At 57.3% G+C, this 25,045-nt stretch carries 27 protein-coding genes and 1 pseudogene; 11 read left to right on the plus strand and 17 right to left on the minus strand.

Annotation, left to right across the window (positions count from 1 at the left end; all coding sequences use genetic code 11):
• Window positions 1–121 precede the first annotated feature (121 nt).
• Genes QFX16_RS17635 through QFX16_RS17650 form a run of 4 tightly spaced genes read right to left on the minus strand, consistent with a single transcriptional unit; the run spans window position 122 to window position 2,383 of the window.
• Window positions 122–580: a metallophosphoesterase family protein gene (locus tag QFX16_RS17635; protein ID WP_283184594.1), complete on the minus strand. Its 459-nt coding sequence runs from the start codon at window positions 578–580 to the stop codon at window positions 122–124.
• A 33-nt stretch (window positions 581–613) separates the two neighbouring features.
• Window positions 614–1,006 (minus strand): GFA family protein, encoded by a 393-nt coding sequence (locus QFX16_RS17640; protein WP_283180703.1) that lies wholly within the window; start codon window positions 1,004–1,006, stop codon window positions 614–616.
• A 47-nt stretch (window positions 1,007–1,053) separates the two neighbouring features.
• Complete coding sequence (locus QFX16_RS17645) at window positions 1,054–1,611, minus strand: hypothetical protein (protein ID WP_283180704.1); 558 nt, start codon at window positions 1,609–1,611, stop codon at window positions 1,054–1,056.
• A gap of 1 nt (window position 1,612) precedes the next feature.
• The gene (locus QFX16_RS17650) at window positions 1,613–2,383 is read right to left on the minus strand and encodes a DUF2092 domain-containing protein (RefSeq protein ID WP_283180705.1); all 771 of its coding nucleotides are present in this window, start codon (window positions 2,381–2,383) and stop codon (window positions 1,613–1,615) included.
• A gap of 117 nt (window positions 2,384–2,500) precedes the next feature.
• Here QFX16_RS17650 and QFX16_RS17655 point away from each other — a divergent pair, with 117 nt between their 5' ends.
• From QFX16_RS17655 to QFX16_RS17665, 3 genes are all read left to right on the plus strand, one after another.
• Complete coding sequence (locus tag QFX16_RS17655; protein ID WP_283180706.1) at window positions 2,501–2,902, plus strand: hypothetical protein; 402 nt, start codon at window positions 2,501–2,503, stop codon at window positions 2,900–2,902.
• Between the two features lie 230 nt (window positions 2,903–3,132).
• Window positions 3,133–3,414 carry a DUF3303 domain-containing protein gene (locus QFX16_RS17660; RefSeq protein WP_283180707.1) on the plus strand — a complete coding sequence of 94 codons (282 nt, stop codon included), beginning with the start codon at window positions 3,133–3,135 and terminating at the stop codon, window positions 3,412–3,414.
• A gap of 147 nt (window positions 3,415–3,561) precedes the next feature.
• Complete coding sequence (locus QFX16_RS17665) at window positions 3,562–4,236, plus strand: DUF3313 domain-containing protein (protein WP_283180708.1); 675 nt, start codon at window positions 3,562–3,564, stop codon at window positions 4,234–4,236.
• 93 nt (window positions 4,237–4,329) lie between these two features.
• On the opposite strand, the gene ligD is transcribed toward QFX16_RS17665, so the two are convergent.
• Genes ligD through QFX16_RS17680 form a run of 3 tightly spaced genes read right to left on the minus strand, consistent with a single transcriptional unit; the run spans window position 4,330 to window position 9,306 of the window.
• On the minus strand, window positions 4,330–6,921 hold the full coding sequence (gene ligD, locus QFX16_RS17670; RefSeq protein ID WP_283180709.1) for a DNA ligase D: 2,592 nt from the start codon (window positions 6,919–6,921) through the stop codon (window positions 4,330–4,332).
• Window positions 6,918–7,910 carry a methyltransferase gene (locus tag QFX16_RS17675; RefSeq protein WP_283180710.1) on the minus strand — a complete coding sequence of 331 codons (993 nt, stop codon included), beginning with the start codon at window positions 7,908–7,910 and terminating at the stop codon, window positions 6,918–6,920. Before QFX16_RS17675 ends, ligD begins: the two co-directional genes overlap by 4 nt.
• Window positions 7,911–7,920: 10 nt before the next feature.
• Window positions 7,921–9,306, minus strand: a complete 1,386-nt coding sequence (locus tag QFX16_RS17680) for an iron-containing redox enzyme family protein (protein ID WP_283180711.1) — start codon at window positions 9,304–9,306, stop codon at window positions 7,921–7,923.
• Between the two features lie 194 nt (window positions 9,307–9,500).
• Between QFX16_RS17680 and QFX16_RS17685 the strand changes: the two genes are divergently transcribed.
• Complete coding sequence (locus QFX16_RS17685; protein WP_283180712.1) at window positions 9,501–9,944, plus strand: cupin domain-containing protein; 444 nt, start codon at window positions 9,501–9,503, stop codon at window positions 9,942–9,944.
• 40 nt (window positions 9,945–9,984) lie between these two features.
• On the opposite strand, the gene QFX16_RS17690 is transcribed toward QFX16_RS17685, so the two are convergent.
• Entirely contained in the window at window positions 9,985–10,710 is a 726-nt protein-coding gene (locus QFX16_RS17690; RefSeq protein ID WP_283180713.1) for a tellurite resistance TerB family protein, read from the minus strand.
• Between the two features lie 518 nt (window positions 10,711–11,228).
• Here QFX16_RS17690 and pcsA point away from each other — a divergent pair.
• From pcsA to QFX16_RS17710, 4 genes and pseudogenes are all read left to right on the plus strand, one after another.
• Window positions 11,229–11,948: a phosphatidylcholine synthase gene (gene pcsA, locus QFX16_RS17695; RefSeq protein ID WP_283180714.1), complete on the plus strand. Its 720-nt coding sequence runs from the start codon at window positions 11,229–11,231 to the stop codon at window positions 11,946–11,948.
• A gap of 77 nt (window positions 11,949–12,025) precedes the next feature.
• Window positions 12,026–12,412 carry a DUF488 domain-containing protein gene (locus QFX16_RS17700; protein ID WP_283180715.1) on the plus strand — a complete coding sequence of 129 codons (387 nt, stop codon included), beginning with the start codon at window positions 12,026–12,028 and terminating at the stop codon, window positions 12,410–12,412.
• Between the two features lie 94 nt (window positions 12,413–12,506).
• A pseudogene (locus QFX16_RS17705) lies at window positions 12,507–12,803 on the plus strand (diaminopropionate ammonia-lyase); the annotation flags it as partial.
• A gap of 68 nt (window positions 12,804–12,871) precedes the next feature.
• Entirely contained in the window at window positions 12,872–13,639 is a 768-nt protein-coding gene (locus QFX16_RS17710; protein ID WP_283180716.1) for a metallophosphoesterase, read from the plus strand.
• On the opposite strand, the gene QFX16_RS17715 is transcribed toward QFX16_RS17710, so the two are convergent.
• A complete protein-coding gene (locus QFX16_RS17715; RefSeq protein WP_283180717.1) occupies window positions 13,613–14,488 on the minus strand; it encodes an alpha/beta fold hydrolase in 876 nt (291 codons plus the stop codon). The genes QFX16_RS17710 and QFX16_RS17715 overlap by 27 nt on opposite strands.
• A gap of 508 nt (window positions 14,489–14,996) precedes the next feature.
• Here QFX16_RS17715 and QFX16_RS17720 point away from each other — a divergent pair.
• Complete coding sequence (locus tag QFX16_RS17720; RefSeq protein ID WP_439900089.1) at window positions 14,997–15,266, plus strand: hypothetical protein; 270 nt, start codon at window positions 14,997–14,999, stop codon at window positions 15,264–15,266.
• On the opposite strand, the gene souR is transcribed toward QFX16_RS17720, so the two are convergent.
• The 3 genes from souR to QFX16_RS17735 form a co-directional block, all read right to left on the minus strand.
• Window positions 15,259–16,272 (minus strand): GlxA family transcriptional regulator, encoded by a 1,014-nt coding sequence (gene souR / locus QFX16_RS17725; protein WP_283180718.1) that lies wholly within the window; start codon window positions 16,270–16,272, stop codon window positions 15,259–15,261. The two genes, QFX16_RS17720 and souR, sit on opposite strands and share 8 nt — an antisense overlap.
• Before the next feature lie 157 nt (window positions 16,273–16,429).
• Window positions 16,430–17,221: a type I methionyl aminopeptidase gene (gene map, locus QFX16_RS17730; RefSeq protein ID WP_283180719.1), complete on the minus strand. Its 792-nt coding sequence runs from the start codon at window positions 17,219–17,221 to the stop codon at window positions 16,430–16,432.
• Window positions 17,218–17,484 carry a ParD-like family protein gene (locus QFX16_RS17735; protein ID WP_283184595.1) on the minus strand — a complete coding sequence of 89 codons (267 nt, stop codon included), beginning with the start codon at window positions 17,482–17,484 and terminating at the stop codon, window positions 17,218–17,220. The genes map and QFX16_RS17735 overlap by 4 nt, the downstream gene beginning before the upstream one ends.
• A 309-nt stretch (window positions 17,485–17,793) precedes the next feature.
• Here QFX16_RS17735 and QFX16_RS17740 point away from each other — a divergent pair, with 309 nt between their 5' ends.
• Window positions 17,794–19,473: a thiamine pyrophosphate-binding protein gene (locus QFX16_RS17740; RefSeq protein ID WP_283180720.1), complete on the plus strand. Its 1,680-nt coding sequence runs from the start codon at window positions 17,794–17,796 to the stop codon at window positions 19,471–19,473.
• Between the two features lie 200 nt (window positions 19,474–19,673).
• Here the strand turns inward: QFX16_RS17740 and QFX16_RS17745 are convergent, their stop codons facing one another.
• The 3 genes from QFX16_RS17745 to QFX16_RS17755 all read right to left on the minus strand — a co-directional run bounded on the left by QFX16_RS17745 (window position 19,674) and on the right by QFX16_RS17755 (window position 22,575).
• The gene (locus tag QFX16_RS17745) at window positions 19,674–20,792 is read right to left on the minus strand and encodes a glycosyltransferase 61 family protein (protein WP_283180721.1); all 1,119 of its coding nucleotides are present in this window, start codon (window positions 20,790–20,792) and stop codon (window positions 19,674–19,676) included.
• A gap of 74 nt (window positions 20,793–20,866) precedes the next feature.
• The gene (locus QFX16_RS17750; protein WP_283184596.1) at window positions 20,867–22,021 is read right to left on the minus strand and encodes a GNAT family N-acetyltransferase; all 1,155 of its coding nucleotides are present in this window, start codon (window positions 22,019–22,021) and stop codon (window positions 20,867–20,869) included.
• A gap of 323 nt (window positions 22,022–22,344) precedes the next feature.
• The gene (locus QFX16_RS17755) at window positions 22,345–22,575 is read right to left on the minus strand and encodes a hypothetical protein (protein WP_283180722.1); all 231 of its coding nucleotides are present in this window, start codon (window positions 22,573–22,575) and stop codon (window positions 22,345–22,347) included.
• Window positions 22,576–22,770: 195 nt separating this feature from the next.
• Here QFX16_RS17755 and QFX16_RS17760 point away from each other — a divergent pair, with 195 nt between their 5' ends.
• A complete protein-coding gene (locus tag QFX16_RS17760; RefSeq protein ID WP_283180723.1) occupies window positions 22,771–22,971 on the plus strand; it encodes a hypothetical protein in 201 nt (66 codons plus the stop codon).
• Window positions 22,972–23,084: 113 nt separating this feature from the next.
• On the opposite strand, the gene QFX16_RS17765 is transcribed toward QFX16_RS17760, so the two are convergent.
• Window positions 23,085–23,858, minus strand: coding sequence for an L-iditol 2-dehydrogenase (locus QFX16_RS17765; protein WP_134104233.1), 774 nt, complete (start codon window positions 23,856–23,858; stop codon window positions 23,085–23,087).
• 65 nt (window positions 23,859–23,923) lie between these two features.
• On the minus strand, window positions 23,924–25,021 hold the full coding sequence (locus tag QFX16_RS17770) for an ABC transporter ATP-binding protein (RefSeq protein WP_283180724.1): 1,098 nt from the start codon (window positions 25,019–25,021) through the stop codon (window positions 23,924–23,926).
• Window positions 25,022–25,045: the final 24 nt, after the last annotated feature.

Raw genomic sequence — 25,045 nt, forward strand, 5'->3', positions numbered from 1 at the left:
GGGTGTCTCTTGCTTGAGGGGGTAAAGGGGCCGTCGAGTATATAGCGGCTGGAAAACTCAGTGTGGAACGCCCAGTTTGGCAAGGCCCTGCTGACAGAAAAAACTACAATCCAGGGAAAGGTCATTCCAGCAGCGAGACCAGGCGCGGCTCAATTGAGGTCTCAAACACCTCAAGCAGAGCCAGCGTCACCGGCAGCCTGAAGCGCCGGCGTCCCGCGCTGCCGGGATTGAGGTAGAGCTGTTCGCCGCGCCATTCTATGCGGGGCTTGTGCGAATGGCCGGTGATCACCAGCTTTATGCCTGCATCAAGCACGGCTGGGACATCGGCACTGTCATGTACCAGCAAGGTTTGCCATCCGTTCAGGTCGAAACATAAGCAGTCGGCGAGATTTGCTGCCCAAGGGGCGTCCAGATCATTGTTCCCGCGGACCACGTGCAGCGGGGCTATTGACGCCAGTTGATCGAGGATTTCGGGATTGCCGATGTCGCCCGCATGAATAATCCGTTCACAACCCTGCAGTGCAGCAAGGGCTTCGGCGCGGAGCAAGCCATGGGTATCGGAAATCACGCCCACTTTCATACAACGCTCCAGACCCGGTTCACGCATCGGCACCTACTCCTCAAAGCGACTCGTGGCGTCACGGTCGCGCTCGTATCGTCTCGTGAGTGGAAACGGCGGTAACCAGGACTCGCGACGCACAATCCAGCTTTCGTAGGTTGGCATCAGTTGGTCTGGGGCATCCAGGGACCCCAGGTTCACTTCGATTTCGTCGTCGGTGCGCGCAAAAACGGACGAGCCGCAGCGGGGACAGAAAAACCGCCCGGCGTAGTCGCGTGTTTCGCCTTCGATCGTCACCGCACGCTGAGGGAATATCGCGGAAGCGTGAAAAAGCGCCCCATGATGCTTGCGGCAGTCGAGACAGTGACAAAGGCCGACCCTATAAGGGAGTCCCGACGCCTCAATTCGGACGTTGCCGCACAGGCAACCACCCGTGAATCGCTCCATGCTGCGTATCCTCTAAAATCAAGCGGTCGGAATGTGATCCCCCCGACTCAAGGCGCATTGACCAGAACATAAGTCACATCGCTGCCCTGATACTGCGGTTGATACCAGGTTGAACCGCACTGCATGTAAGCCGTGTTGTACTGGATGACTTGCACGCAACTGGGGGGCAATTGCGCTGGCGTGAAGATGGACCCGACCACTGCGGCTGTCACCGCGACCGTTGCGGTGACGGCCGCCGCCGCGGCGATCGGATGGTAGTGATCGTCGTAGCCATAGCGACCATTCCCGTCTACGTCGATGTCCACGTCGCGACTGTTGTCGATGTTGACGTTACGGCTGCTGTTGTTGACGTTGGTTCGGTTGCCGACCGTGTTTCCGTCATTGACCCGATTGCCCGCGTTGACGTTGGTAGCGCGTTGCGCGGTATTGCCGGTGTTGACGCGCTGAGCCCTTTGGGCCGAGGGCGGCGGCGCACGATTGACCGATGCCCTGGCGTGCCCTTGGGCGCGCTGGGGTCGGGCATCCACATAAGTGACCAGGCTCAGCGTCAGTACCGAGGTGGTTACGAGCGATAACAACAGGCTCCACGACATCGTCCTGCTCATGTCATTCCCCTCCCTGATCACGGGCTTTCTTCAAAGGAATCGCCACATCGCCCTTACCCGGGGCAAAGGTGAAGATCGAGTCCTTGATGCCCGGCTTCAGGTTCCAGCGATACACCGCGCTGTATTCCGGAAAACCCGGTTCATCGGTGGTAGTGATCACCAGTTTGCACGGCAACGGCTTGTCGGATCGGGTGATCCACAACTGCCAGTCAACGCCCTCCTGCCGAAATGCCAGGTGATCACACAGTTGCCCCTTGATCGTCGACGGGCCGACGTACAGCGCCTCTTTCAGCGCATCGATCTGTGCCTGATCGCTGCCAAACAGAAACAGGTCCTCCATGGGCACCTGAATCCCGTAATGGTTTTCTATCAAGTGCAGCGTATCGGAGACTTCAGGCGGCGCATCCACGGTGGTGTAGTACTTGAGAAACGGTGAATACTGGGTCAGCTTCTTGCCGTTGTAGAAGAACTCTCGCGTTCGAACATCGCCTTCCGTCTTGGCATACATCCGATCGTGACCCACCACTTTCAAGACAGTAGAGGCTTCGGTCTTGATCTTCTGGCCGGACTCCAGAACGGTATCCCGGGACACTTCGGCGTCGACCTGAAACGTCGGCAGACTGCGTAGGTAGTTGCCCATATCGATGAGTTTATCGACGACTTGCGGGTTAATCGTCGGGGTGGCGTCCGGTGTTGACGGATCGTCGGCGCGAGCGCCCGGGGCCAGTGCAAGGGTGAACAACAGGCAGAAAGCACTCGCGTTGACTTTCATTGATCCCGCTCCTGGGCCTGTGCACGACTCTTAAGCCTAGACCCGGCGTGTCTCGTTCGCCAGAAGGGCAAAAACCCTATGGGCAAACCGGATTGGAGCACTCTATGATTGAACCCCATGACCACCACGCCTCCGATCCGCCAACCCTGCCCGCCCGGCGCCTGCGACTGCGGGCGTGACCCGCTGCTGGAAACACCGGGGGCGGACGTGCGTATCCTGTTTCTGACCCGTTCGGAAGAAAAGCGCCTGGTTGAACGCCTGGAAAACCTCCAGAGTCTGAGTGATCTGGAACGCCTGCAACAGCGAATGTACGAGCAGTTGGGCATCCGCGTGGACATCGTCCCCAGTTTCAACGAAGTACGTACCATGCGCGGTATCGGTATTAACCTCAGCGAACAACCGGGGCTATGCCGCAAAACCCGTCAGTCGATCCCGGCCGCGATTCGTCGCTCACTGGAGAAACGCCCGGAGATTGCCTACGAGCTGCTCAACGCCAACGACCTGTTGCGCGATGCGTGAAATCAGCCCCCATGAACCTCGTCCTCGAAGCACCTGCAAAATTCGTTGCCATGCAACGAAACAGGATCAGCGGTCATACGCAGAGTCTGGCCTGCTGCTATGCCTTCTCATGGGCGCAATGCTTTCAAGCCAGTCAAGGATGAAGCTGGACACTCAAGCGTGACCGTGGTCCCGGCACCCGCCAGGTGCGCGAAGAGCAACAGGTGCCAATCCGTAGCAGGAGGTGGCAAATGTTATTCATAGTCAGTTGGTCTATCAGTTCGGCAAATCGTAACAGCGCGATCGAGCGTTTCCTCAAGACTGGGGGTGCTCCACCCGCTGGCGTCAAGATGCTGGGACGCTGGCACGCCGTCGGTGGTGCAGCCGGTTTTGGCGTGGCAGAGGCCAGTGATCCGGAAGCCATTCAGAAGTGGGTGCTGGAATGGAGCGACCTCATGACCATGGAGGTCCAGGCGGCACTGACCGATGAACAGATAGCGCCGCTGCTGGCGGGCGCTGTCCGCAAGCAATAGTCGTTGGGGCGGCGAGCCGGGCTCGCCGCCTCATGCCCTCCCCGCACGAACTTTTACTGAGCCCATGGGCGAATTCTGGCGCATTGCGGCCGGCCACCTATGCTCTGAACGAGGTCACCGACATAAATCCATGGAGCACACACCACAATGAACCTGTCCCGAAAACTGTTTATTGGCGCTGCGCTGGCCAGCCTGCTGCTCGGCGGTTGCACCTCGAAAGTCACCGAGCGTGAGCAGTATTCCGGTTTCCTTTCCAACTACAACAACCTGCAGCAGGTCACCACCACCAGCGGCGAAACAGCCATGCGCTGGGTGAGCCCGTCCTGGAATCCAGAAGCCTACAACACCGTAGCCTTCAACAAGCTGGAGCTCTACCCGGCGCCCAAGCCCACTGAGCGGGTGAACCAGCAAACCCTGGACGAGTTGCAGAGCTACATGACCAGCAAGGCCAAAGGCGTGCTGGGCCAGAAATATCGGGTGGTGACGAGCGAAAAATCAGCGCCGGCCGGTTCTAAGACATTGATCATGCGCGCGGCGATCACCGGGGTGAGTGCCGAAACCGAAGGCATGAAGTGGTATGAAGTGGTGCCGATTGCCGCCGTCGTGGGGGGTGTTTCCGCTGCCAGTGGTCATCGCGATCAGGACACCACACTGTTCATCGAAGCCGAGCTTGTCGACGCCAGCAACAACCAGACCGTGGCCAAAGTGGTGCGCAAAGTCTTCGGCACCACACTGGAAAACGCCAGCCAGAAGATCACCACCAAGGATTTCAAAGTGGCGATCGACAAGCTGACCAGTGACTTGCAGGCATTTATCAAATAGTCCGATTGCTTTTTGTAGGAGCACGGCTTGCCGGCGATGGCGTTCTCAAGGGCGCTATCGCCGGCAAGCCGTGCTCCTACAAGGGTGTGCAGGCTATTTTTTCATCCCTACCCGCCGCCGCATCTCGGCGGTGATCGACTGCCGGGTTTTCTTCAGGTCCTTCCAAGGCTCATCACCGACCTCGGCCAGGCGTTCATGCACCGTGTGCACGTTCCACTGATTGCCACCCTTGAGCTCGCCTACCTCCTCGCGAAAGATCGGCACCGACACCGGCAGCCCTTCTCGGGTGCGCACGGCGTAGGCGCAGATGGTCGTCGCGCCGAGACCGTTGCGCAGGTAATCGATGAAGATCCGCCCTACCCGGTTCTTCGGGCCCGACACGGCGGAAAAACGCTCCGGCAGCAACTTGGCCATGTGGCTGACAATCGCATGGCTGAAGTCTTTCACCTCATCCCAGCCCAGCTTGCGGGTCAGTGGCACCACCAGGTGAATCCCTTTGCCGCCGCTGGTCTTGAGGAACGCCTTGAGCCCCAGTTCATCGAGTACCGACAGGGTCAGTTGAGTCGCCTCGACCATGCTTTTCCAGGGCAGCGCCGGGTCCGGGTCGAGGTCGAGGACGAAGCGGTCGGGTTTGTCGAGGTTGTCCGAGGTGGCGTTCCAGGTGTGCAGCTCGACGGTGCTCATCTGCACGGCGCCGATCAGGGCTTCGGCGTTGTTGATGATCATCACCGGTTGGCCGGTGAGTGCCTTGTCCAGCGCGGTGATCCCCGGAATGGCCAGGCGCTCGGCGTTCTTCTGGAAAAACAGTTCTCCGGCAATGCCGTCCGGGGCGCGCACCAGCGCCACGGGTCGGTCCTTGAGCTCGGGCAAAATCCATTCGGCGACGCTGGCGTAGTACTCGGCCAGTTGCACTTTGGTGGTGCCGCTGCTGGCGTCGATCACCCGATCCGGGTGAGTGATGCGGACCTTGCCCTCGCCCAGGCCGATTTGTGAGGGCGCGGGCGCGGCTTTCTTTTTGGCAGGGGTGGAAGGTTTTTCGACAGTGGTTTTTTTCGCGGCTGAAGTCTTCACGGCTTTCGGACGCTCCTCGGTAATGTCTTCGGCAGGTTTGTCGTCACGCAGGCCATGGAACACCGCATGACGGACTGAACCTTCCTTGGTCATTTCGGCATAGGCGACCTCAGCCAGCAGCGTGGGCTTGAGCCAGTGCACACCCTTGGCGTCAAAACCGCTCGGCGGATTGACCACCGAAATCTTTTTGCTTTGCAACGGTTTGAGTTGCCCGTAGATGCGCTTGAGCGTCGTCTCGTTGAATCCGGTGCCGACCTTGCCCGCGTAACGCAACTCACCGCTGTCGCGGTCATGCAACCCCAGCAGCAAGGCACCGAAGGCATTGCGCGAGCCTTTCGGGTCGGTGAAACCGACGACCACAAATTCCTGCCGATGCTTGCACTTGAGCTTGATCCAGTCGCTGCTGCGCCGCGACACGTAAGGCGAGCCCAGACGCTTGCCGATCAGCCCTTCCATCTGCATTTGGCAGGCGCTGTTGAGCAAGGCTTCCGGTTCTTCGCTAAAGGCATCGGAGAAGCGCAGCAGCGGGTCTTGATTGGGGTTGAGCACGGTCGACAGCGCCACCCTTCGCCCCTCGACAGGCACCTCGCGCAGGTCCACGCCGTTGAGGTAAGGCATGTCGAACAAGTAGTAGACGATGTTGCCGCTGCGGCCCGAGTCGAAGGCGTTTTGCAAGGCCTGGAAGTCCGGCACACCTTGCTCGTCGGCGACCACCATTTCACCGTCGAGCCAGGCGGATTCGAGGCGTAGCGCCGCCAACGCCTCGGCTTGTCTGGGCAGTTTGTGGGTCCAGTCGTGGCCGTTGCGGGTGAACAGTTTGACCTCGTCGTGGTCGATGCGCGCCATGATCCGATAGCCATCGAACTTGATCTCATAGCTCCACTCGCCGCCCGGTGCCTTTTCGACCAACGTCGCTAGTTCCGGTTTGAGCAGCTCCGGCATTTTGGCTTTGCGGGCACCCGTCAATGGCGCCGACTTTTCCTTGCGCGCCGGGGTGGCGGGTTTTTTGACGGGTTTGGGTTTGGCAGCGGTCTTCGGCTTTTTGGCCACGGTGGTCCGGTCACTGAGCACGCTATCGGGTTCGGCGGCAACCACGTCGTAATCGCTCTCGGGTTTCGCCGCGCCGTCCTGATGCTTGATCAGAAACCATTGCTCCTGCTTGCCCGGCATGTGCGTGCGCACCAGGTTCCACAGGCCGCCGAGCTTCTCGCCTTTCAGCTCGAATTTAAGCTTGCCCTTGGCGTACGCCTTGGCCGGATCGTCCTGAGGAATCCACACCCCCCGGTCCCAGACAATCACCTCGCCGGCGCCGTAATGCCCTTCGGGAATACTGCCCTCGAAGGTGGCGTAATCAATCGGATGGTCCTCGACGTGGACCGCCAGGCGCTTGACCTTGGGGTCCAGTGACGGGCCTTTGGGCACCGCCCAGCTTTTCAGTGCACCATCGAGTTCCAGGCGAAAGTCGTAATGCAGGCGCGAGGCGTCGTGCTTCTGGATGCAGAACTGCAAGGCATGGTCTTTCGCGTTTTTTTTGCCCGAACGTTTACCGGCGGCCGGTTCAGAGGTCGCCGAGAAATCGCGCATGCGATTGTAATCGTCCAGGCTCCTGCTCATGGCGCACCGGCTGACGTAACGCTGCCCCCGATGCCTGGACCGATACGCGTGACGATCAATGCGACGACGGCAATTCGTTCCACCCGCTGATAGCCAGGGGTCAACAGTTCTTCACCGAACACATCGGGGTCGAGTTCGTGGTAGGTCCAGCCGAACATCGGCGATTCCAGACGCGGCGTCACCGCATCCAGAAACGGGTCGCGGCCATCGATCATCGCCACGCCGGTGTACAGCACCAGGGACCCACCGGGGGCCAACCGATACAAGGCTTGCTCGACAATGCGCAACGACAATTGCGCGCCAAGCGCGCCGCCGCCATGCCGGTAAGCACGCTCGGCCGGGTCGGCCATGTAAGGCGGATTGGCGACGATCAAGTCGAAGTGGCCGTCGACGTCCTGCAGCACATCGCTGGCCTCGATGCTGACGTTAGCCACCTCGGCGAGCGCGGTATTGACTGCCGTCATGCGTAACGCCAAAGGGTTGATGTCGACGGCCAGCACTTCGGCCTCACGGCGGGCGCGGGCAATCACAATCGCTCCGACGCCAGCGCCGCAACCAATGTCCACGGCGCGCCTGATCGGCGCGAAGCTCTGTTGCAGATGAGCGTGAATCAGTTGTGCAAAACGATAAGTGTCGGGACCGAAGAACACCGCGTCAGCGGCATCAGTGGGGTAACCCGAATGCACGAACAACAGGTCATCGAGGCTTGACCAGCGCACACGACTTTTCAGTCGACCATTGCATTCCTCGAGGACGCCTGCCTGTTGCAACTGCCGCTGCTCATCCACCGACAACAGACCGGGCTCAAACGGCCGCGACCAACCAAATACTTCGCGCAGGGTCCGGGCGCTTTGTCCGAAGACACGGTCGTTGACCCGCTGATGGGTCAGCGGCGTTGGTGTGATGAAACGATAACCGTCGGCCTGCAAGCGGCGCCCCAGTTGCAGTAAGGCCAGATCGGCGGCGCTAAGGTGTTCTTCCTGATTCATGAAAGGCTCCCTATCGAAAACCGGATTTGAGTTCGATGAACCGTCGCGTGGCCATCAGGCCAGCGGGGTGGGCGTGCCGATGGGCGGACAACCACGGAATCAAGACCTGCATTTGCTCGTCGGCGGCAAGCCCTTTAAGTGTAGCGTGCAGGCTTTGGACATCCGGGTCATTGACGGACACTGGCGGTTCGGTCGCGGCACTGCTACCGCGTCGAACCGCGGCCGGCGCTCGCACAGGTCGCCAGTCCCCGGCAATCCAGTCGTGCAGCAGTTGTTTTTCGTAGGGGCTGAACACCCCGAACATGGCCGCGCCGTCGCCATCGACCAATTGCCAGAAACGGCTGGCTTGCGGGTCCTGGTGACGCTTGATCCAGCCCTTGTTTTCCAGGGCGCTGAGGAAGCCTGGCAACTGCTCCGGCGACGACAGCCATTGATTGACGGTCTTGCCTTCAAACCGGCAGTAGTCGGAATGCATGTGCTGACCAAACGGGCGCTTGCGTTCAAGCATGTTCAGCAACTCGCCGTACAGGGCGAACGACTCGATGATCGCGCGACTGCCCTGCCCCAGATCGTTGAGCCGATAACCCAACGCAACCCTGCGCAGAAAGTCTTCACGGTCGCCTTCCACCGGCAACAATTGCAGCACCGATTGCACGGCCTTTTGCGCGTGGCCGGTGCTGGCATTGTCGATGGTCACGTGCAGGGTGAAGTAATACGGATCGATGCCCAGCTCGCTGAGTTCATAGGCGCTGATCAGCAAGTGCAGCGGCAGTTGTTCATAACCGAGGTTGTAGCCGATCACTTCCGGCAAAAAATCGTCGCTGCAATAACCCAGCGCCAATTGCACCGCGCCTTGCAGGTAACGCTGGTCCGGGATGAACGTGTTGTCCAGCAAGCCATGTTCGGCGAGTAGCTTGCGGTAAATCACCACATGATTTTGCGCCGGATTGCCGTCGCCCAATTCTTCCAGATAGGTGCAAATCAGCCCTTCGAAACGCGGGTCATGCCAGTGCCGCAGCAGCCCATACAGCCACGCGCCGTCCACCAGTTTGGTCGGGGCAACGGCTTGCAGGAAAAACAACGCGTGCGCCTTGTTAGTGAAGAACTGCCGTGGCCCGCCGTCCTTGCGCTGTTGCAGGTAGTCGGCGTATTGGCGTGCCACGTCGGTGCAGTGCTGTTCGACAAAGGTTGGCAGTGCCGACAGGTCTCGCGGCATGTCCTCATGCAGGTCCGTTGCTTGCGCAAGTTGAGCCTTGAGGAAGGTTTTGCCGAGTGCGCGCTGGTGTTCGATATCGTCGCTCAGCAATAACTGTTCGTAGATAGGTTTTATGCTGCCGACGGTCAGGATCGCGCGTTCGTGAGCCGGCGGGGATTCAAGTCGTGTCAGGGCAGTCATGGGGTCTTCTCTCGGTCTGAGGCCAGTGGCAGGACGCTGTATCAGCACGTCTCTACATCAGCAGAGCGACACCCCCGGAAGAAAATTCCATCGGCGTTGAAATCCCCCGGACAGACGGGCAAGTGGCGCGGCACCTGGCGCCAGATCAAGTGAATATACTCAGCGAGTGTGGACACACCCTCCGGAGAGCAATCATGCGAACGGTTCATGTCATCGAGCCCGAAAAAACCCCCGACACGGTCAATGTCGTGGGTGAGGCCATCACCATTCTCGCGGGCGGGGATCTGAGCAAACCTTTTGAAATGCATATCCAGGAAGGCGTGCAAGGCGGCGGGCCACCCCCGCACTTTCATCCTTGGGACGAAGCGTTCTACGTCATTGACGGGCAGGTGGAAGTGACGGTTGCGGGCAAATCCACCACCGTTTCGCCTGGGGGATATGTGCATATTCCTGGTGGGACTGTTCATGCCTACAAGAACATCAGCGCGACGGCGAAGATGATCGGTGTGGTGTCTGATCCGCTCGGTGGTCAGTTCTTTGCCGCGGTGGATCAGCTCAAAGTGCCGCAGGATTTGCCGCGGATACTGGCAATCGCCGAGAGCTTCGGCGTTACGTTTCTGGTGCCGAAAAACGCCTGAAACCCGGTAGAGGCCAGGCTGTTTTTGCATGGAACGATCATCAGGCCATGCCACCTTTGGCCTGTTGTTCCAGATGCACTTGCAGCTCCGGATCGATGTTCAGCGCCGCAGCCAGTTCATCCAGATAGCTACGTTCGGCGTCTTGCTGATCGTCCACCAGCATCACACTGGCCATGTACATCTCCGCCGCCATTCCGGAATCCGTGGCCGACTGCGCCACATCGGCGGCGTCCAGGGGCCGTGCGACTTCGTCATCCAGCCATTGCTGGAGCTCTGGGTCATCCGTGTGGCGGCCGATTTCGGTGCTGATCATCTGCTTCTCGGCGTCATCAATCCGGCCATCGGCCTTCGCCGCCGCAATCAATGCACGAAGGATCGCATGGCTGTGGTCCTCGACTTCCGGGCCGGACAACAGGTCGACAGTGCGCGGTGCCTGTTGCGGCGCCGAGGCCTGGCTCCGTTGCCAGGCTTGATAGGCCTGGAATGCCATCATTCCGAGCGAAGCCAGTGCCGCGTAGTTGGTGCCGCCACCCGAACGGGTCTGGGGCGAACCGCCCATGGTTGAGCCACCGCCCTGCAGACCACCGAGCAAACCACCCAGGCCACCGCCCCCGGCGCTTGAACCGGCACCACCGCCCAACAGGCCACCGAGCAATCCGCCGAGACCGCCGAGGCCGCCTTGGGCCGACGCACCACCGCCACCCTGTTGCGACATTGAGCCTTGGCCGGCCCTTAGTAACTTTTCGAGCAAATCGCTGGTGTTCATGACGATGTCCTCATCGGTTGGAGTGATCCAGTCAGGCAACGATAGTCCTCGCCGGCAAATGCGCCACCACCGTTTGGCTGACGTGAACCCCTTATCGCCCTTGACCCTGATGACCATCGGCTGCAAGTGTTCTACCCTCGCTAACCCGATGACCATCGGATCAACGAACACATGGACCGCCAAGCGTACGAGGACGAAGGCTGTCGTCGCGGTTGCCGCTCGGCGGTGCTCTATGCCCTCAGTTTCCTGTTCATGAGCAAGGCGCTGTGAATGAGCCTGTCTGAACCCGATCAATCCGTCGATCACTGCGCTTGAGTAAAGCGTATCGCCCTGCGCCGATGTTTCATTTAATACCCCCGGATTTATCCGCGGTATTTTTTTGCGGCCCAGCTAAGATTTACAGATGGTGAACCTTATCCCCGGATATCCGGTCGATACATGCAACCTGACTTGGTTTGCCGACACCCCCAATTGAAGGGGTGATAACAGGCTTGCTTCACTTTCTGGAGAACGCCCCCGTGATATCGACCCTACACATCGCCAGGCTCAAAGCATGGGGTGCCCATGGTTTTACCGCCACCGGCGTGGTCACTGCCTTCCTCGCGACCCTCGCCCTGCTGGAAAACCAGGCCACAAACTGCCTGCTGTGGCTGGGCGTCGCCCTGATCGTCGATGGGCTGGATGGTGCGTTGGCACGCAAGGTCAATGTCCAGTCGGTACTGCCAAGTTTCGATGGCTCGATCCTCGATCTGGTCATCGACTACCTGACGTACGTGTTTATCCCCGCGCTGTTCATTTATCGTTACATCCCCTTGCCGGACTACACGCTGCTGCTGTCCGTGTCGCTGATTCTGGTCTCGTCGCTGTTTTGCTTCTGCAACGTCAACATGAAGAGCAAGGACAACTACTTCCAGGGCTTCCCCGCCGCCTGGAACGTGGTCGCCCTGTGCCTGTACATCATCGCCCCGTCGCCGTGGATCACTTTTCTCACCATCATCGGCCTGGCGCTGTTGACCGTGACCCGGATGAAGTTCCTCCACCCGTTCCGCGTGCGCAAGTTCATGCCGATCAATATCGCGGTGACGGCCATCTGGCTGCTGTGCAGCTTGTCGCTGGTGGTCAACCATCCGGTGATCAACCCGCTGGTGATGGGGCTTTGGCTGCTGATGTCGGCTTACTTCCTGGGGATCTGCATCTGGCGCACGGCGCTGGAGTGGTTCGACAACTCGCGGGGGTAAAGGACTGTAGAGCGTGGCCGACTTCTCCCGCGCACTGCAGAAGTAGGCCATACAGGCTTGAGGGGAACACTTCGACCATGCCCATCCATATCGTGCGCCTCGGTTCACCGCGTGCTGCCAATGAAGGCCTGCGCCTGGGCACGGTACGTCGCCCGCCGCGTGGTGTGCCGAAAGCCGAGTTTGCCAGTCGGGATTTTTATGATGTGTGGCAGCCGCTGTTGTCTCCCAGTGCAGAGTTGGTCGCAGAAGCCAAAGCCGCGGAAGACGCCAAGGCGTGGGAAGCCTTCAAGCGCAAGTTCAAGACTGAAATGAACCACCCGGCGCCCAGCCAATTGCTCGATTTGTTGGCGGCGTTGTCCCATCAAACGTCACTGGCCATTGGCTGTTATTGCGAAGATGAAGCGCATTGCCATCGGTCGGTATTGCGAGAGTTGTTAGAGGAGCGTGGTGCGCAGCTCAAATAGTCGCTCAAGATCGAGCTAACGGATTTCGGTAAGGACACAAGGATTGGGGTCTTCAAATGAATAACCAGATTCGACTCGCTACCCCTGACGATTCGACCATTTCATGACGATTGAAGACGAGGATGCCGTCAACGCCATGCGCATGCTGGCGCGGGGCAGTGATCGGGACGTTCCGCTGGTGGCCGGTGAATCGGCGGTGGCCGGGCTCGCGGGGTTGATCCAGTTGCTCAAGTCGCCCCACCTGGCCGCTGAAGTGGGCATTGATGAGTGCTCACGGATTCTGCTCATCAACACCGAAGGCGCCACCGCTCCTGCCGTTTACAGCGAACTGGTGGGAGAGACGGTTCAATCGGTGCTGGAACGCCAGCAACTCTGGCTGCAACGAAAATAAGGTGTGGCAGGAGGTTATCAACTTGTCAGTAGAATGGGCTGCCATTCAAAACAGGTAGGAGTCGATCGATGCGCATCGCCTTGCTGTCAGACATCCACTTGTCCGTCAACGCGTTACCTTTTCCCGATGTGGACGCCGATATTGTCGTCCTCGCGGGAGACATCTCCCGACCGGCTACGGCCATTGAGTGGGCCAAATCGTGCCCTGTTCCGATCGTGTACGTGGCAGGGAATCACGAGTTTTATGGCAGCGACTTGATCGCTACCTACCAGCACCTGAACAGGTTGTCGGAAGGTACACAGATCCACGTATTGGAACGTTCGGAGTATCTCCACAACGGCGTGCGGTTTTTGGGTTGCACCCTGTGGTCTGACTATCGACTTTTCGATTCTGCAGAGGATCGGGCACAGGGTATTGATCTGGCTACGAAGCTCATGCGGGACTTCACCCACATAAAAATCTCGCCAGATTTTCCAGATCTGTTCAGCCCGGCAGTTTCCCAACTGATTTTTTTACAGACCGTCGCCTGGCTGGAAGACTGCTTCACCCGCGACAGAACCACTCCCACGGTAGTGGTTTCCCATTTTGCACCGACACGGTTGAGCATAAGCCCGCTGTTTGAGAATTCGCCGATTAACGCGAGTTTTGTTTCAGACCTCGAAGACCGGATCAAGCTATGGCAGCCGGCACTTTGGCTGCATGGCCATACCCATGGGAGCTTTGACTACCAGGTGGGCAAAACTCGCGTCATTTGCAACGCCCGGGGCTATGCAAAAAATGGCATTAATGAAAATCCGGATTTTAATGGCTCATACGTGATTGACCTGGATATCTGAGGCAACACGGCCCTGCCTCCCGGAAGCTGGGTCCAGAAAACCGAGCAAGGCCTGCCGGGTGTCATGCCAGGCCGCCGGATGTTCCATATCGAGGAAGTGCCCGGCGTTCTTGATTGTATGGAACCGGGACTGAGTCGCATGATCGGCGAACAGCCGGGCATCTTCGACCGAGGTGTACTCATCCCATTCGCCGTTGACAAACAGCAGCGGTATTTCGATGGCAGCGGCACAGGCGACATAGCAATGGGTGTCTTGGGTCAGCACCTCATTGACGTGGAAATGCATCTGCCTGTACTCGTGTTCGTCCAGGCTGCTGACATGGCGGTCATTAAAGCGTCTGAACAGCGATGGCAGGTGCTTGCCTATTGTGCTGTTGATCAAGCGACCGACATTGAGGCGGTCGCAAGCCTGGAGATGGTTCAGGCCGCTCTCCAGGTAATCGCGCATCGGCGTATTGATTCGCGCTGCGAATGAATTGATCACCGCCTTCTCGATTCGTCGCGGCCGCTGGGCAAGCGCCAGCAAGGTAGCCGCACCGCCCCAGGAAAAGGACAGCACGTGGTGCGCACCAAAGTGTTCGATTAAATCCAGCAGTATCGCGGCCTCGTCTTCCTTTCGGATCGGTTGGCCGTGGAGGTTGTGTTGCTTCGACTGACCGGCGTAGGGCTGGTCGTAGAGAACCACATTGAATCGTGGCTGCAGGTAACGCACCGTTTGGGCAAAAGATGCGGTCGTTGCCAGTGAGCCGTTGACCAGAATGATTGTCTTGTCAGCGGCAGTGTTGAGATAGTGCTCGGTATAAACCTTGTACTTCCCGCAGATCTCGACGATGGCGGTTTTCGGCATCATGACATTTACTTCCTTGAACCCATTGGACTAAGCGCACAGCGTGAGGGATTCCCACAGGGCCCTATCGCAGACAGCAGAACACGTGGACCTGACAGCGAAGTGCCAGGCCAATACATTAATAACTCAGGGTGATTTTCAAGCGTCAACGCATAGGCCTCCTCGGGCTTAATCTGGCAACACGGACAAGCAACAACGGCGCGAGGGTGCTCGGATGGTTACCGTGACCGATTAGTCACTGACTGACCATGTGTTCAGAGTTAAGCAGGGATTTCCTCGTCTGCAAGAACGCAGACGAGTTATTGCGTCGAAGACGGCGTGATGGTCGAACGATGTCACCCAAGACGAGGCGACGCGCGAAAGCTCCGCGGGCGGCCCCCGAGTTATCGGTCCCGTCGAAATACTTGGCTATTGGCCCAGGCCTTGCCTTGGCATCTTTTGCAGTACCTGGCCATCTTTGCGGAATTTCGAGTGTTTATGCCTGATGCTTAGTAGACGACCGCTGCTGCTGATGCAGACCGCAAGCCTGGTGACGATCATGGAATTTATGCAGGACCTGAACAGGGTGTTGAGGTCAGCTACTGAAACGCTGAAAAAACGGGGCATCAACGACGCTTGTATTATTGCCGCTTCATACCCGAAAACGTTCACCTATTGCCGAGAAGGATCGTCAACGCTCTGGAAGTATCAGGCTTTGGATCTGGAACAACAGGCGGCGATCCTGAATGGCGAAAAGCGGCACCTGATTGGTTTGCGATATACGTACCGGGCATCTATTTGACGAGTCGCGTTTCCTTGGAAGGCCTGTATCCGAAGTACGAGCTATAGCACTTGCTGAAGTGGCTGGGCGATACAAAGCCACACGCAACCAACACGTCCACCTGGGACAGCTCCGTGTGCTGGAGCAGTCGACGCGCTTCGGTAATTCGCAACTCCATGTAATACCGTTGCGGCGTTGTGCCCAGTTGCTCCTTGAACAATCGCTCGAGTTGTCGACGCGAACGGCCGGCGTAAACCGCCAACTGTTCCAACTCCAGAGGCTCTTCGAGGTTGGCATCCATCAGCTTCACCACCTCGCGTAATGGCGCACTCACGCAGACATTCTCAGTCGGTTTTATCCGCCGATAACGCGATTCCTCGAAAGCCAGGATGTCCTCGATACCCTCGACGAGGGCTTTGTCGTGCAGTCCTTTGATCCAGTCCAGCGCCATGTGGAATGCCCCCGAGGGACTGGAAGCCGTGAGCCGGTCTCGATCGATGACGTAGGGCTCACTGGTGACATGCGTCGCCTTGGAGATTTCCGCGAGTGCGGGTCGATGTTCGGGATGAATCGCGCAACGATATCCGTCAAGCAAGCCTGCCCTTCCCAGGAACCATGCGCCGTTCCACAACCCGGCCAGACTGACACCTTGGTCCGATGCAGCCCTCAATAGGGAGATGAGTTCATCCGTCGCTTTGAGTTCTGTCCTGTAACCGCCACAAATGACCAGAAGGTCCAGGTCCTGGATCTTTGAGCCATCGAAACGGGCATCTGGCCGAATGACCAGGCCCAGGTCACTGATGACTTCCTCATCGGTCAAGCCGAACGTTCGGGAAGAGAACAACCCGGGTCGTAGAAGATTCGCGGTGACAATCGTATCCAGTGCTTGCGTGAATGCGGGCAGCGAGAAATGCTCAAGCAACAGAAATCCTGCCCGAACCATTTGAGTTTTCTCGTTGGGGTTCTCATTCAGATAGCGGAGATTTTTCCCCTTCATGCCTCCGCTAAATTGGCGTCGCTCGATCAATGTTCGACCTACTCGGTTACGTAACCCAACCTGTCGTTGGGTGCGTTGATAAACCTCAATGCTAACTGTAGAAGTTTCAAAACCACTAGCGCCATTTTGCGATTGATCAGGCCAGCTGAAAGCCGTGACGTAGCTTTGCGTCACTCGCAAGTTGCGCCTATACGATGGCGGGATACCCATCGACACTATCGGGCCAACGGGTCAGAACCTCGTAGCCGTCATCAGTGACTGCGACCATATGCTCCCACTGAGCCGAGAGTGAGTGGTCCTTGGTGACCACGGTCCAGCCATCAGCCAGCGTTTTCACATGGCGTTTGCCAGCGTTCAACATGGGTTCAATGGTGAAGATCATGCCGGTTTTCAGTTTCAGGCCCTGGCCTGGGTAGCCGTAGTGAAGGATCTGCGGCTCATCGTGATAAATCTTGCCGATGCCGTGACCGCAGTATTCGCGCACGACGCTGCACCCGTCTCTTTCGGCCACCGTCTGAATGGCATGGCCAATGTCACCCAGGGTAGCGCCGGGGCGGACGACGCGAATACCGGCACACATCGCTTCATAGGTCGTCTTTGCCAGGCGTCGGGCATCCGGGCCGGGCTCACCCACGAAGTACATGCGGCTGGTGTCGCCGTACCAACCCTCCTTGATAACGGCAATGTCAATATTGACGATGTCGCCATCCTTTAGTGGCGTGGCCGAAGGAATGCCATGGCAGACCACCTGGTTGACCGATGTACACACGGTTTTCGGGAAACCGTGATAGCCGACATTGCCCGGAATCGCTTTCTGCACGTTGACAATGTAGTCGTGACAGAGCTGATCAAGTTCGTCGGTGGTGACCCCCGCTTTGACATGCGGAGCAATCATGGCCAGCACCTCGGCGGCCAGCGTGCCCGCAGCACGAGACATGGCTATTTCTGCCGGCGTATTGAGCGTGACATTGGCCTTCATTGCTTGGCTCCTGATGCTGCATCAACCTGCGCGCTTTGAGAAAAATCGGCGAGTTCGCACAGCTGTTTTACATCGAGGCCACCAGCCAGTTCGGCACGAATCAGCAAGCGGCAGATGTCGCTGTGGTCCAGGTTGGGATGTAACTCCACAAGCATCCCGATGCGCATCCAGTGCTCGGCTTGGGCGTTGATCGAGCGACTCAACGCATCGCTGGCGACGCGCAGATTCTCGTGCATGGCTTCTGAAATTTTTACGATACCCACTGTCAAATCCAATATGAAATGCATATGGAACGTATATTAGTCGGTAGTCGTGTGAAAATGCAATTTTACGATTTGTAGTCACGCCTGAAGCACGCGACAGCCTAAAAAGTCGCTGGGCGACTTGAAGTCCGACTTCAATAGCTGAGGGAATGAAGTGCTGAGCAATCATCGTTTGTACCCCTACTTGATGATGCTCAGAATTCGTGGCGCAGACGTTAGCCGTTGTTCTTCCAATTGATCGAGTCAGTACCTGCCAGAAAGAGCGCGATTCACCCTTTCACACCGCACCATTCGACTCAGGAGATAACAATGAATAAAACCATTTCTCGTCGTAGCGGAGGTCAGATATTGGTGGATGCCTTGCGCATCCATGGCGTCAAAAGAGCTTTTTGTGTTCCTGGAGAAAGCTACCTCGCGGTTCTCGATGCATTGCATGACGTGCAAGAAGAAATCGATCTGGTGGTGTGCCGCCAGGAAGGTGGAGCGGCCTATATGGCAGAAGCCTACGGCAAGCTCACTGGAGAGCCAGGCATCTGCTTCGTGACTCGAGGCCCGGGTGCAACGAACGCCTCGGTTGGCGTTCACACTGCGTTCCAGGATTCATCACCGATGATTCTGTTCATTGGTCAGGTCGCTCGCGATCAGCAGTATCGCGAAGCCTTTCAGGAAGTTGATTTTCGCCAGATGTTTGGCCCCTTGGCGAAATGGGTCGTGCAAATAGACGACACCCGCAGAATTCCCGAACTGATCAGCCAGGCGTTCCACCGAGCGGTCAATGGAAGGCCAGGGCCTGTAGTGGTCGCACTGCCGGAAGACATCCTGACTGAAATGGCGGAAGTCAGTGATGCCGGGCCTTTCAAACGCGTATTGATGACCCCGGCAGCCGAGCAAATGGCCGCCATGCAGCAACTGCTTGAGCGATCAGAGTGTCCATTGATGGTGCTGGGTGGCAGCGGTTGGGACACCGCGTCAGTGCACGACATCCGGCTTTTTGCTGAACAGCAAAACATCCCGGTTGCCGCCTCCTTTCGCTGCCAGGACCTGTTCGACAATCGACACCCGAACTATGTCGGCGATCTTGGTTTCGCCGCATCAGCGCAACTGTCCTCAGCGGTAAAAAACGCCGATCTGCTGCTGGTCGTGGGCTCCAGAATGGGTGAGGTTTCAACGGGCGGATATGCTGCCTTGGACATCCCGGTACCGCAGCAAACCTTGATCCATATTCACCAAGGCATCGAGGAACTGGGGCGGGTTTACCAACCTGCGTTAGCGATCAACAGCAGCATGTCGACCTTTGCCAAATCAGCCGCAAAGCTTCCAGCGGTGACCAGCCAAATAAAGAGTGAATGGACACGCACCCTCAACAAAAACTACCGCGAAAATCTGCAACACTCGCCCTCCCCAGGCGACGTCCAGATGGCCGAGATCTTTGAGTGGTTGAATCGCAGACTTCCGGATGACGCGATCCTGACCAATGGCGCTGGAAACTATGCCGTCTGGCTTCAACGTTTCTATCAGTTCCGCCAATACCGCACCCAGTTAGGCCCTACCAATGGCTCCATGGGCTACGGCGTTCCTGCTGCTGTGGCCGCCAAACTGACTTACCCGGACCGAGTGGTGGTTTCGTTTTCAGGAGATGGCTGCTTCTTGATGAACGGTCAGGAGATAGCGACGGCCGCGCAATATGGGGCCAATGTGATTTTCGTTGTGATCAACAACGGAATGTACGGAACCATCAGAATGCACCAGGAACGCAATTACCCTGGACGCGTGTCAGGCACTGAATTGCGCAACCCGGATTTCGCCGCACTGGCCCAAGCCTATGGACTGCATGGCGAGGTGGTAACAGCCACGTCCGACTTTGCGCCAGCGTTTGAACGCTGCCTTGAAATGTCCCGGCCATCGTTGATTGAGGTCAGAGTCGACCCTGAAGCATTGACCCCTCGACTTAGCCTGACTCAGATCAGAGAACAATCAAGCAACAAGTGAGCGGGAATTTCTTCTGTTTTGGGCGCCCGGTTCACGCTGTAAAAGGCGCCTTTTTTTAGTTCTTCCCTCGCACGTAATGATTCGCCTGCCTGCTACTGAATTGACAACGGTGCGTTACCACCCAGCGAAAACCCATGGATTGCTGCTTGTGACTCGTGAGTTCATCGACCTGCCCCATCAGGGGGAGGCGCCATCACCCATCAGGATGGGAGCAAGTCCAGTGTGCGCTCAACCTCTTGAATGTCGATTTTGAAGCCATCGCCCTCTGGCGTTCCGACCACAAAGCCAAAATTCTGGTTGTCGCGATCCGTCAGGTACTTGAAGTAGCTGACGAAACGGTTCGGTGGCTGCAGTACCAGCAACGAACCACCCTGCGGCAGTACATTGACACCATGGACAAGCTGGCTCCCTTCGACCCCCACCACGGTTCGCGCCCCGGCACACGTCGCCACTATGGTCGGGACATCGGTTTTCAAAGGATCGACTATGCGAAACCCTCTGCTCTTGCGCAGATGTTCAGCGAGCTCCATTTCATTGCGCAAAAAACGCAAGTCACCGTCGCCACCCCGGAGAATGAACACGCCAGGGTGAGTGTCATAGCTCACGTGCGACAGTAGCTTTTCACCCATGGCACGGAAACGTAAATGCCTGCTTTGATTGTTGCTCACATCGTCGAACAGCACGAGCTCACGAAAAAACGCACTGTGCAAGCGAAGCGGCTTCATATCAAACCAGTCCTCATAGGCGGGGGCCTGGGTAAATAGAGGAAACCTGGCGGATGGCGCTGTGGTTACCGGGACGCCTTCGTCGCACGCCAATGAATAGGTCGGGCAGTCTTCCATCAACCATGTACCAAACCATGTATTCCCATTTTGCGTGCAGTAGGCGGCACCGCGCTCGATCTCGTTTTCCACGAGAATTCGCGGAAACAAACCAGGCTTGAGAGACAACCAGTGACTTGCCTTGTTCTTGTAGAGCGCTCCATCGATCAGCCAGACATCCTTGAGCAGGTAGCCACGTGTCGGGCCTTGTACTACGTCGCCCAGCCCTTCCATTGTGCGAGCGGGATGCTCGAAAGGATAAAAGCGCTTCGCCTCCCATCCTGTCACACGGTCCATTTGATTGGGCAGGAAGAAAGCCGGCGGAGAATGCGATATCCCACCCGGAGCAACATCCCAGCTTTTCACCGCCAGGCTTTTCAAGTTGATCTCCGCCTTTCGTGCGAGTCTTTTTCTTGCCATATACCTGTAGGCGGCAAGGGTCCATTTTTTCCGACTGCCAGTGGTCGAAGTGCTTATTTGCGAGACATCGCTTTCCATGAAGAGTCCTCCCTGCGGGACAGGGTCAATAGCCAGACGCGAAGCGCTCTGTTTATTTCAGTCGTGGAAATTGCTCAGCTGGATGCAATCCTTTTCATAATGGGTGGGGTCTGCAAACTGGCGTAGCGACTACGCAAGGTTTCGAGAAACTGTTCGCCCGAGCTCTTGGCGCAATAAAGATAAATTTTGTGCAGCCCGCCAAATACCATTTCATGATAACGGCTGGCGACCTCCTCATCGCTTGGTCCGTCCGGCAAGCCAAGGTGAAGGGTCAATTCCTTTCCTTCGACAGCGAACAGCGGCGTGTCCCAGAGGAATTTGGCTGTCCCTGTCTTGGGCAGCCGGACAAACATATAAGCGTGATTTCCCAGGGAATCAATATCACCGCCGCGCCTTCTTTTCCATTTCAGAAGTCCGTCATCTGGCCGTGCCAGGCAAAGACCGATGTCGTAATAATCGAAGCCATTGTCTATCGCCCATTCAAGTGCCATGAAGGTGGTAATCGAGTTCACTTCACGCAGTCTTTTGGCATCTGAAAAAATCGCCTCGGTATATCCGAAACGTAGCGTGCTCCAGTAGCGTTTTCCGCCCCGGGTTATTACGCAGCCAAGGTGGCATGCAACAACCTCGTCCTCCAGCATGATCAGGTCGAGCCGACCGACAGTCCTGGCGATCCTGAAAACCTCCTGCGTGGCAAATTGCGCGGCGTGGATGCCTTGCCTTGCCGTGGCATAAGGTCGAAGCATTTCCTTGTCTGCCTTTTCAATGTCTTCATCCAACAGCGTCTGGACCATTCGGTAGCGCGGTCGGTTCTTGCGTATATTTCGACGCAATTCGCTGTCGTATTTTGTAGTGATCTCCTCGATGGATCGCCCCAGCGGTACGACGGCGCTCAGATACAAGGGTACAGACAAGGCCCCTGAGGTCGGCATTTCACTGACCACTACCACATGATTCGACGCGCCAGATTCCGGTTCGCTGTCGACCATAGGGGAATCACCTTGGGACTTTCCCCTTATGAGAAGCTTGGCCATCTCCCGCTTCTTTTTCCTTCCGATATAGAGGATTTCGTAAGGACTTTCGTTCTGCACTCTGAACCTGGCAATCTCCCAGCGCCAGAAACACGCACGTCCAAGAATGTCTCGCAACCAGTTTGAAGCGTTTCTTATCTCATACCGCATTGAAGGAGATATAAGTTTCCTGACAACTGCCGCCAAGTTCTCTTTCATTTCTTCGTCATCCTTTGAGCTTTCTTTTGGGTAGATCAGAAAAAGATCAAGGCGGAACTTCAAGGGGCGTGCTTAAACCTTGATATAAAAGACATATTTGATGAGGAACGTTCTCACGTTCAGTGACTAGTAAAGATCAAGGTAGCGACTTTGCAAGCGACATGGGGTGTCGCCAGTCGTCTATTTCATGACGCCAATTTTTCTTCCAGACCCGGTAGAAGCGCCGTCAGTATGGCGTTGTCGATCGCCCCCCCCCGATCCCGGCCGTCGAGGAGTGGAAGCGCCCTGTTAACTGACGTGGAGTGTCACCCCCAAAATCGTCCTTAGTCAGCGCCCGAAGTATTTAACGGAGCGACTACGTCAGTGCTTGAAGCAGAGACATTAAGAAAGGCATTCCAGATCTCGTAAGCATCGTGATGCCGTTTGGTCGCCTCTTCCCATTCTGGTCCTGAAACACATCTGGAAGAGACCAGCGTCATCATGCCCATCGTTGCGGCGTCCAGCTCGATCAGGAAAGCGTGAGACTGGATCCTGAAATCTTCGACCGATGGCATTACGTGTTCCCCCGGCGGATTACACCGCTGTTAAGGAGCGACTGCTCCTCGGACGGTGGAGTACCGCCCGGAGGGAAAATTCAGCGAGTCTGACCGCCGGTACGTTTCATTGCCCTAGCTGATCGACGCCGACAAAAAATCTCGAACTCAAGCCATTGCATTGAATCCAATGTCAGGTCAATGGAGGTCAGTGATATGAACAGCGATAACAGTGTCAACGACGTCAAATCAAATGCAACGTCAAACGCCGAAAGAGATCTTGAGGACAGGGACCCTGACGCCAAAGGTGTCGATCAGACCAATACGCCCCCTTCAACTCGAACCAAGGAGCAGGAAGCTGAGGAGCTCAGTCGGAAAATAGCTGAGATAGAACGGAAAGTGGCGGACGGTAACTAGCCAGATGCTTGACGCTGGCTGGCGTCAAAAGCGGCCATAGACGGGGGTCGAGTTGGCCGCTTTTTAATCTTGTTGGGCGCGTAACCGTTGCAAGTGTCGGTGATGTTTTGACGTCAACTCATCCAGTTTCCACCGTCGACGTTGTAGGTCTGAGCTACCACGTATTCACTCTCGGACGACGCGAGGAATATGGCCATTCCCGTCAGGTCATCAGCAGTCCCCATCCGTCCGAAAGGCACCTCTTGACCCACGAGCCTTTTCTTTTCGCCCAATGGCCGATTCTCGTATTGAGCGAACATCGCATCGACGCCATCCCAGTGCTCGCCGTCTACCACGCCTGGCGCGATGGCGTTCACATTGATCCCATGCTTGATCAGATCCAGACCTGCTGATTGTGTAAGGCTGATCACTGCCGCTTTCGTCGCGCAATACACACCCACCAGTGCCTCCCCTCTGCGACCTGCCTGGCTGGCCATGTTGATGATTTTGCCGCCATGTCCCTGCCTGATCATCTGACGAGCAGCCGCCTGAAGGGTGAACAGTGTTCCTGCAACATTGATCGAAAACAAACGCTCGAAGCTGTCGCGGGTGATGTCGACTATGGGCGCGAGATCGAATAATGCGGCGTTGTTGATCAGAATATCCAACTTGCCTGTCTGTGAAATCACAGCTGCAATCGCATCATCGATAGACGCTTGGTCGGTCACGTCCATCTCGACAGCGTAAGCGTTTGGTCCGAGTTCGGCAGCCGTGGCCCGGGCGCGCTCAAGGTTAATGTCAGCGATGGCTACCGTTGCCCCTTCATTAACATAGGCCTGAGCAAAAGAACGGCCGATGCCTCGGGCGGATCCGGTGACAAGCGCGCTTTTACCTTCTAGTCGTTTCATTGAGTGTTCATCCGTTTTCTTGAATGTCGAGTACGCCCAACCGAGGGCATTGAAGTGGATTAAGATCAGGCGGCGCGACGCACCAACGGGGCGACAGCCTTGCCGTGTTCATCGAACAAATGGCAATGCGAAACGTCCAGCGCGACCCACCGCTGCTCTCCATAAGCGACGTCGCAGTCGCCATTGACTCGTACGGTGAGTGCTTCACCGGACTTGGCGACGACGTGGCAGAAGGTGTCACTGCCCAGGCGTTCGGTGACGTCCGTGGTGATGGGCAGTTGCCCTTGATCATCCAGGCTGAGGTGTTCGGGACGTATTCCCACGGTGACCTCGTTGCCCTTGCCCAATGTGCTTCCATCACGAGGGATCAGCAGACGTCGACCGGAGGTCAGTTCGACCTCTACGCCCTGATGACTGTTGGCAACCACGGTGGCCTTGAGAAAGCCCATTTTCGGGGTGCCCAAAAAACCTGCTACGAACAGATTGGCCGGTTGGTGATAAAGCTCGAGCGGCGAGCCAATCTGCTCGATACGACCGCCGTTGAGCACCACCACCTTGGTGGCGAGCGTCATGGCTTCGACCTGATCATGAGTCACGTAGATCATCGTGGCCTGCAGTTCTTTATGCAGCCGGGATAGCTCCAGGCGCATCTGCACCCGCAGGGCGGCGTCGAGGTTGGACAGCGGCTCGTCGAACAGAAAGATTTTCGGATTGCGCACGATGGCCCGGCCGATGGCCACGCGCTGACGCTGACCACCGGACAGTTGCTTCGGCTTGCGCTCCAGCAGGCGTTCCAGCTCCAGGATCCGTGCAACCTCAGTCACCTTGCGCTCGACGTCCTGCTTGTTATCACCCGCCAGATCCAGCGCGAAGGACATGTTCTTGCGCACCGTCATGTGCGGGTACAAGGCGTAGGTCTGGAACACCATCGCCAGGTCGCGCTTGGCCGGGCTGACTTCGGTGATGTCGCGGCCATCCAGTTCGATGGTGCCGCCGCTGACTTCTTCCAGGCCGGCAATCAGGCGCAGCAACGTGGATTTGCCGCAGCCCGACGGGCCGACGAACACCACGAACTCACGGTCGTTCACTTCCAGGTCGATGCCTTTGATGATGGAAAAGCCTTCGAAGCCTTTTTGCAGATTCTTGATTTTCAGGTTGGCCATGGTGGCGCTCCTTTTGTCTAATTC

The organism is Pseudomonas svalbardensis (genome assembly GCF_030053115.1).
GTDB lineage: Bacteria > Pseudomonadota > Gammaproteobacteria > Pseudomonadales > Pseudomonadaceae > Aquipseudomonas > Aquipseudomonas svalbardensis.

Coding starts and splice junctions, on each gene's coding strand:
- QFX16_RS17635 (WP_283184594.1), bottom strand. CDS start 580: ATGAAAGTGGGCGTGATTTCCGATACCCATGGCTTGCTCCGCGCCGAA.
- QFX16_RS17640 (WP_283180703.1), bottom strand. CDS start 1,006: ATGGAGCGATTCACGGGTGGTTGCCTGTGCGGCAACGTCCGAATTGAG.
- QFX16_RS17645 (WP_283180704.1), bottom strand. CDS start 1,611: ATGAGCAGGACGATGTCGTGGAGCCTGTTGTTATCGCTCGTAACCACC.
- QFX16_RS17650 (WP_283180705.1), bottom strand. CDS start 2,383: ATGAAAGTCAACGCGAGTGCTTTCTGCCTGTTGTTCACCCTTGCACTG.
- QFX16_RS17655 (WP_283180706.1), top strand. CDS start 2,501: ATGACCACCACGCCTCCGATCCGCCAACCCTGCCCGCCCGGCGCCTGC.
- QFX16_RS17660 (WP_283180707.1), top strand. CDS start 3,133: ATGTTATTCATAGTCAGTTGGTCTATCAGTTCGGCAAATCGTAACAGC.
- QFX16_RS17665 (WP_283180708.1), top strand. CDS start 3,562: ATGAACCTGTCCCGAAAACTGTTTATTGGCGCTGCGCTGGCCAGCCTG.
- ligD (WP_283180709.1), bottom strand. CDS start 6,921: ATGAGCAGGAGCCTGGACGATTACAATCGCATGCGCGATTTCTCGGCG.
- QFX16_RS17675 (WP_283180710.1), bottom strand. CDS start 7,910: ATGAATCAGGAAGAACACCTTAGCGCCGCCGATCTGGCCTTACTGCAA.
- QFX16_RS17680 (WP_283180711.1), bottom strand. CDS start 9,306: ATGACTGCCCTGACACGACTTGAATCCCCGCCGGCTCACGAACGCGCG.
- QFX16_RS17685 (WP_283180712.1), top strand. CDS start 9,501: ATGCGAACGGTTCATGTCATCGAGCCCGAAAAAACCCCCGACACGGTC.
- QFX16_RS17690 (WP_283180713.1), bottom strand. CDS start 10,710: ATGAACACCAGCGATTTGCTCGAAAAGTTACTAAGGGCCGGCCAAGGC.
- QFX16_RS17700 (WP_283180715.1), top strand. CDS start 12,026: ATGCCCATCCATATCGTGCGCCTCGGTTCACCGCGTGCTGCCAATGAA.
- QFX16_RS17710 (WP_283180716.1), top strand. CDS start 12,872: ATGCGCATCGCCTTGCTGTCAGACATCCACTTGTCCGTCAACGCGTTA.
- QFX16_RS17715 (WP_283180717.1), bottom strand. CDS start 14,488: ATGATGCCGAAAACCGCCATCGTCGAGATCTGCGGGAAGTACAAGGTT.
- QFX16_RS17720 (WP_439900089.1), top strand. CDS start 14,997: ATGCAGACCGCAAGCCTGGTGACGATCATGGAATTTATGCAGGACCTG.
- map (WP_283180719.1), bottom strand. CDS start 17,221: ATGAAGGCCAATGTCACGCTCAATACGCCGGCAGAAATAGCCATGTCT.
- QFX16_RS17740 (WP_283180720.1), top strand. CDS start 17,794: ATGAATAAAACCATTTCTCGTCGTAGCGGAGGTCAGATATTGGTGGAT.
- QFX16_RS17745 (WP_283180721.1), bottom strand. CDS start 20,792: ATGGAAAGCGATGTCTCGCAAATAAGCACTTCGACCACTGGCAGTCGG.
- QFX16_RS17750 (WP_283184596.1), bottom strand. CDS start 22,021: ATGAAAGAGAACTTGGCGGCAGTTGTCAGGAAACTTATATCTCCTTCA.
- QFX16_RS17755 (WP_283180722.1), bottom strand. CDS start 22,575: ATGCCATCGGTCGAAGATTTCAGGATCCAGTCTCACGCTTTCCTGATC.
- QFX16_RS17760 (WP_283180723.1), top strand. CDS start 22,771: ATGAACAGCGATAACAGTGTCAACGACGTCAAATCAAATGCAACGTCA.
- QFX16_RS17765 (WP_134104233.1), bottom strand. CDS start 23,858: ATGAAACGACTAGAAGGTAAAAGCGCGCTTGTCACCGGATCCGCCCGA.
- QFX16_RS17770 (WP_283180724.1), bottom strand. CDS start 25,021: ATGGCCAACCTGAAAATCAAGAATCTGCAAAAAGGCTTCGAAGGCTTT.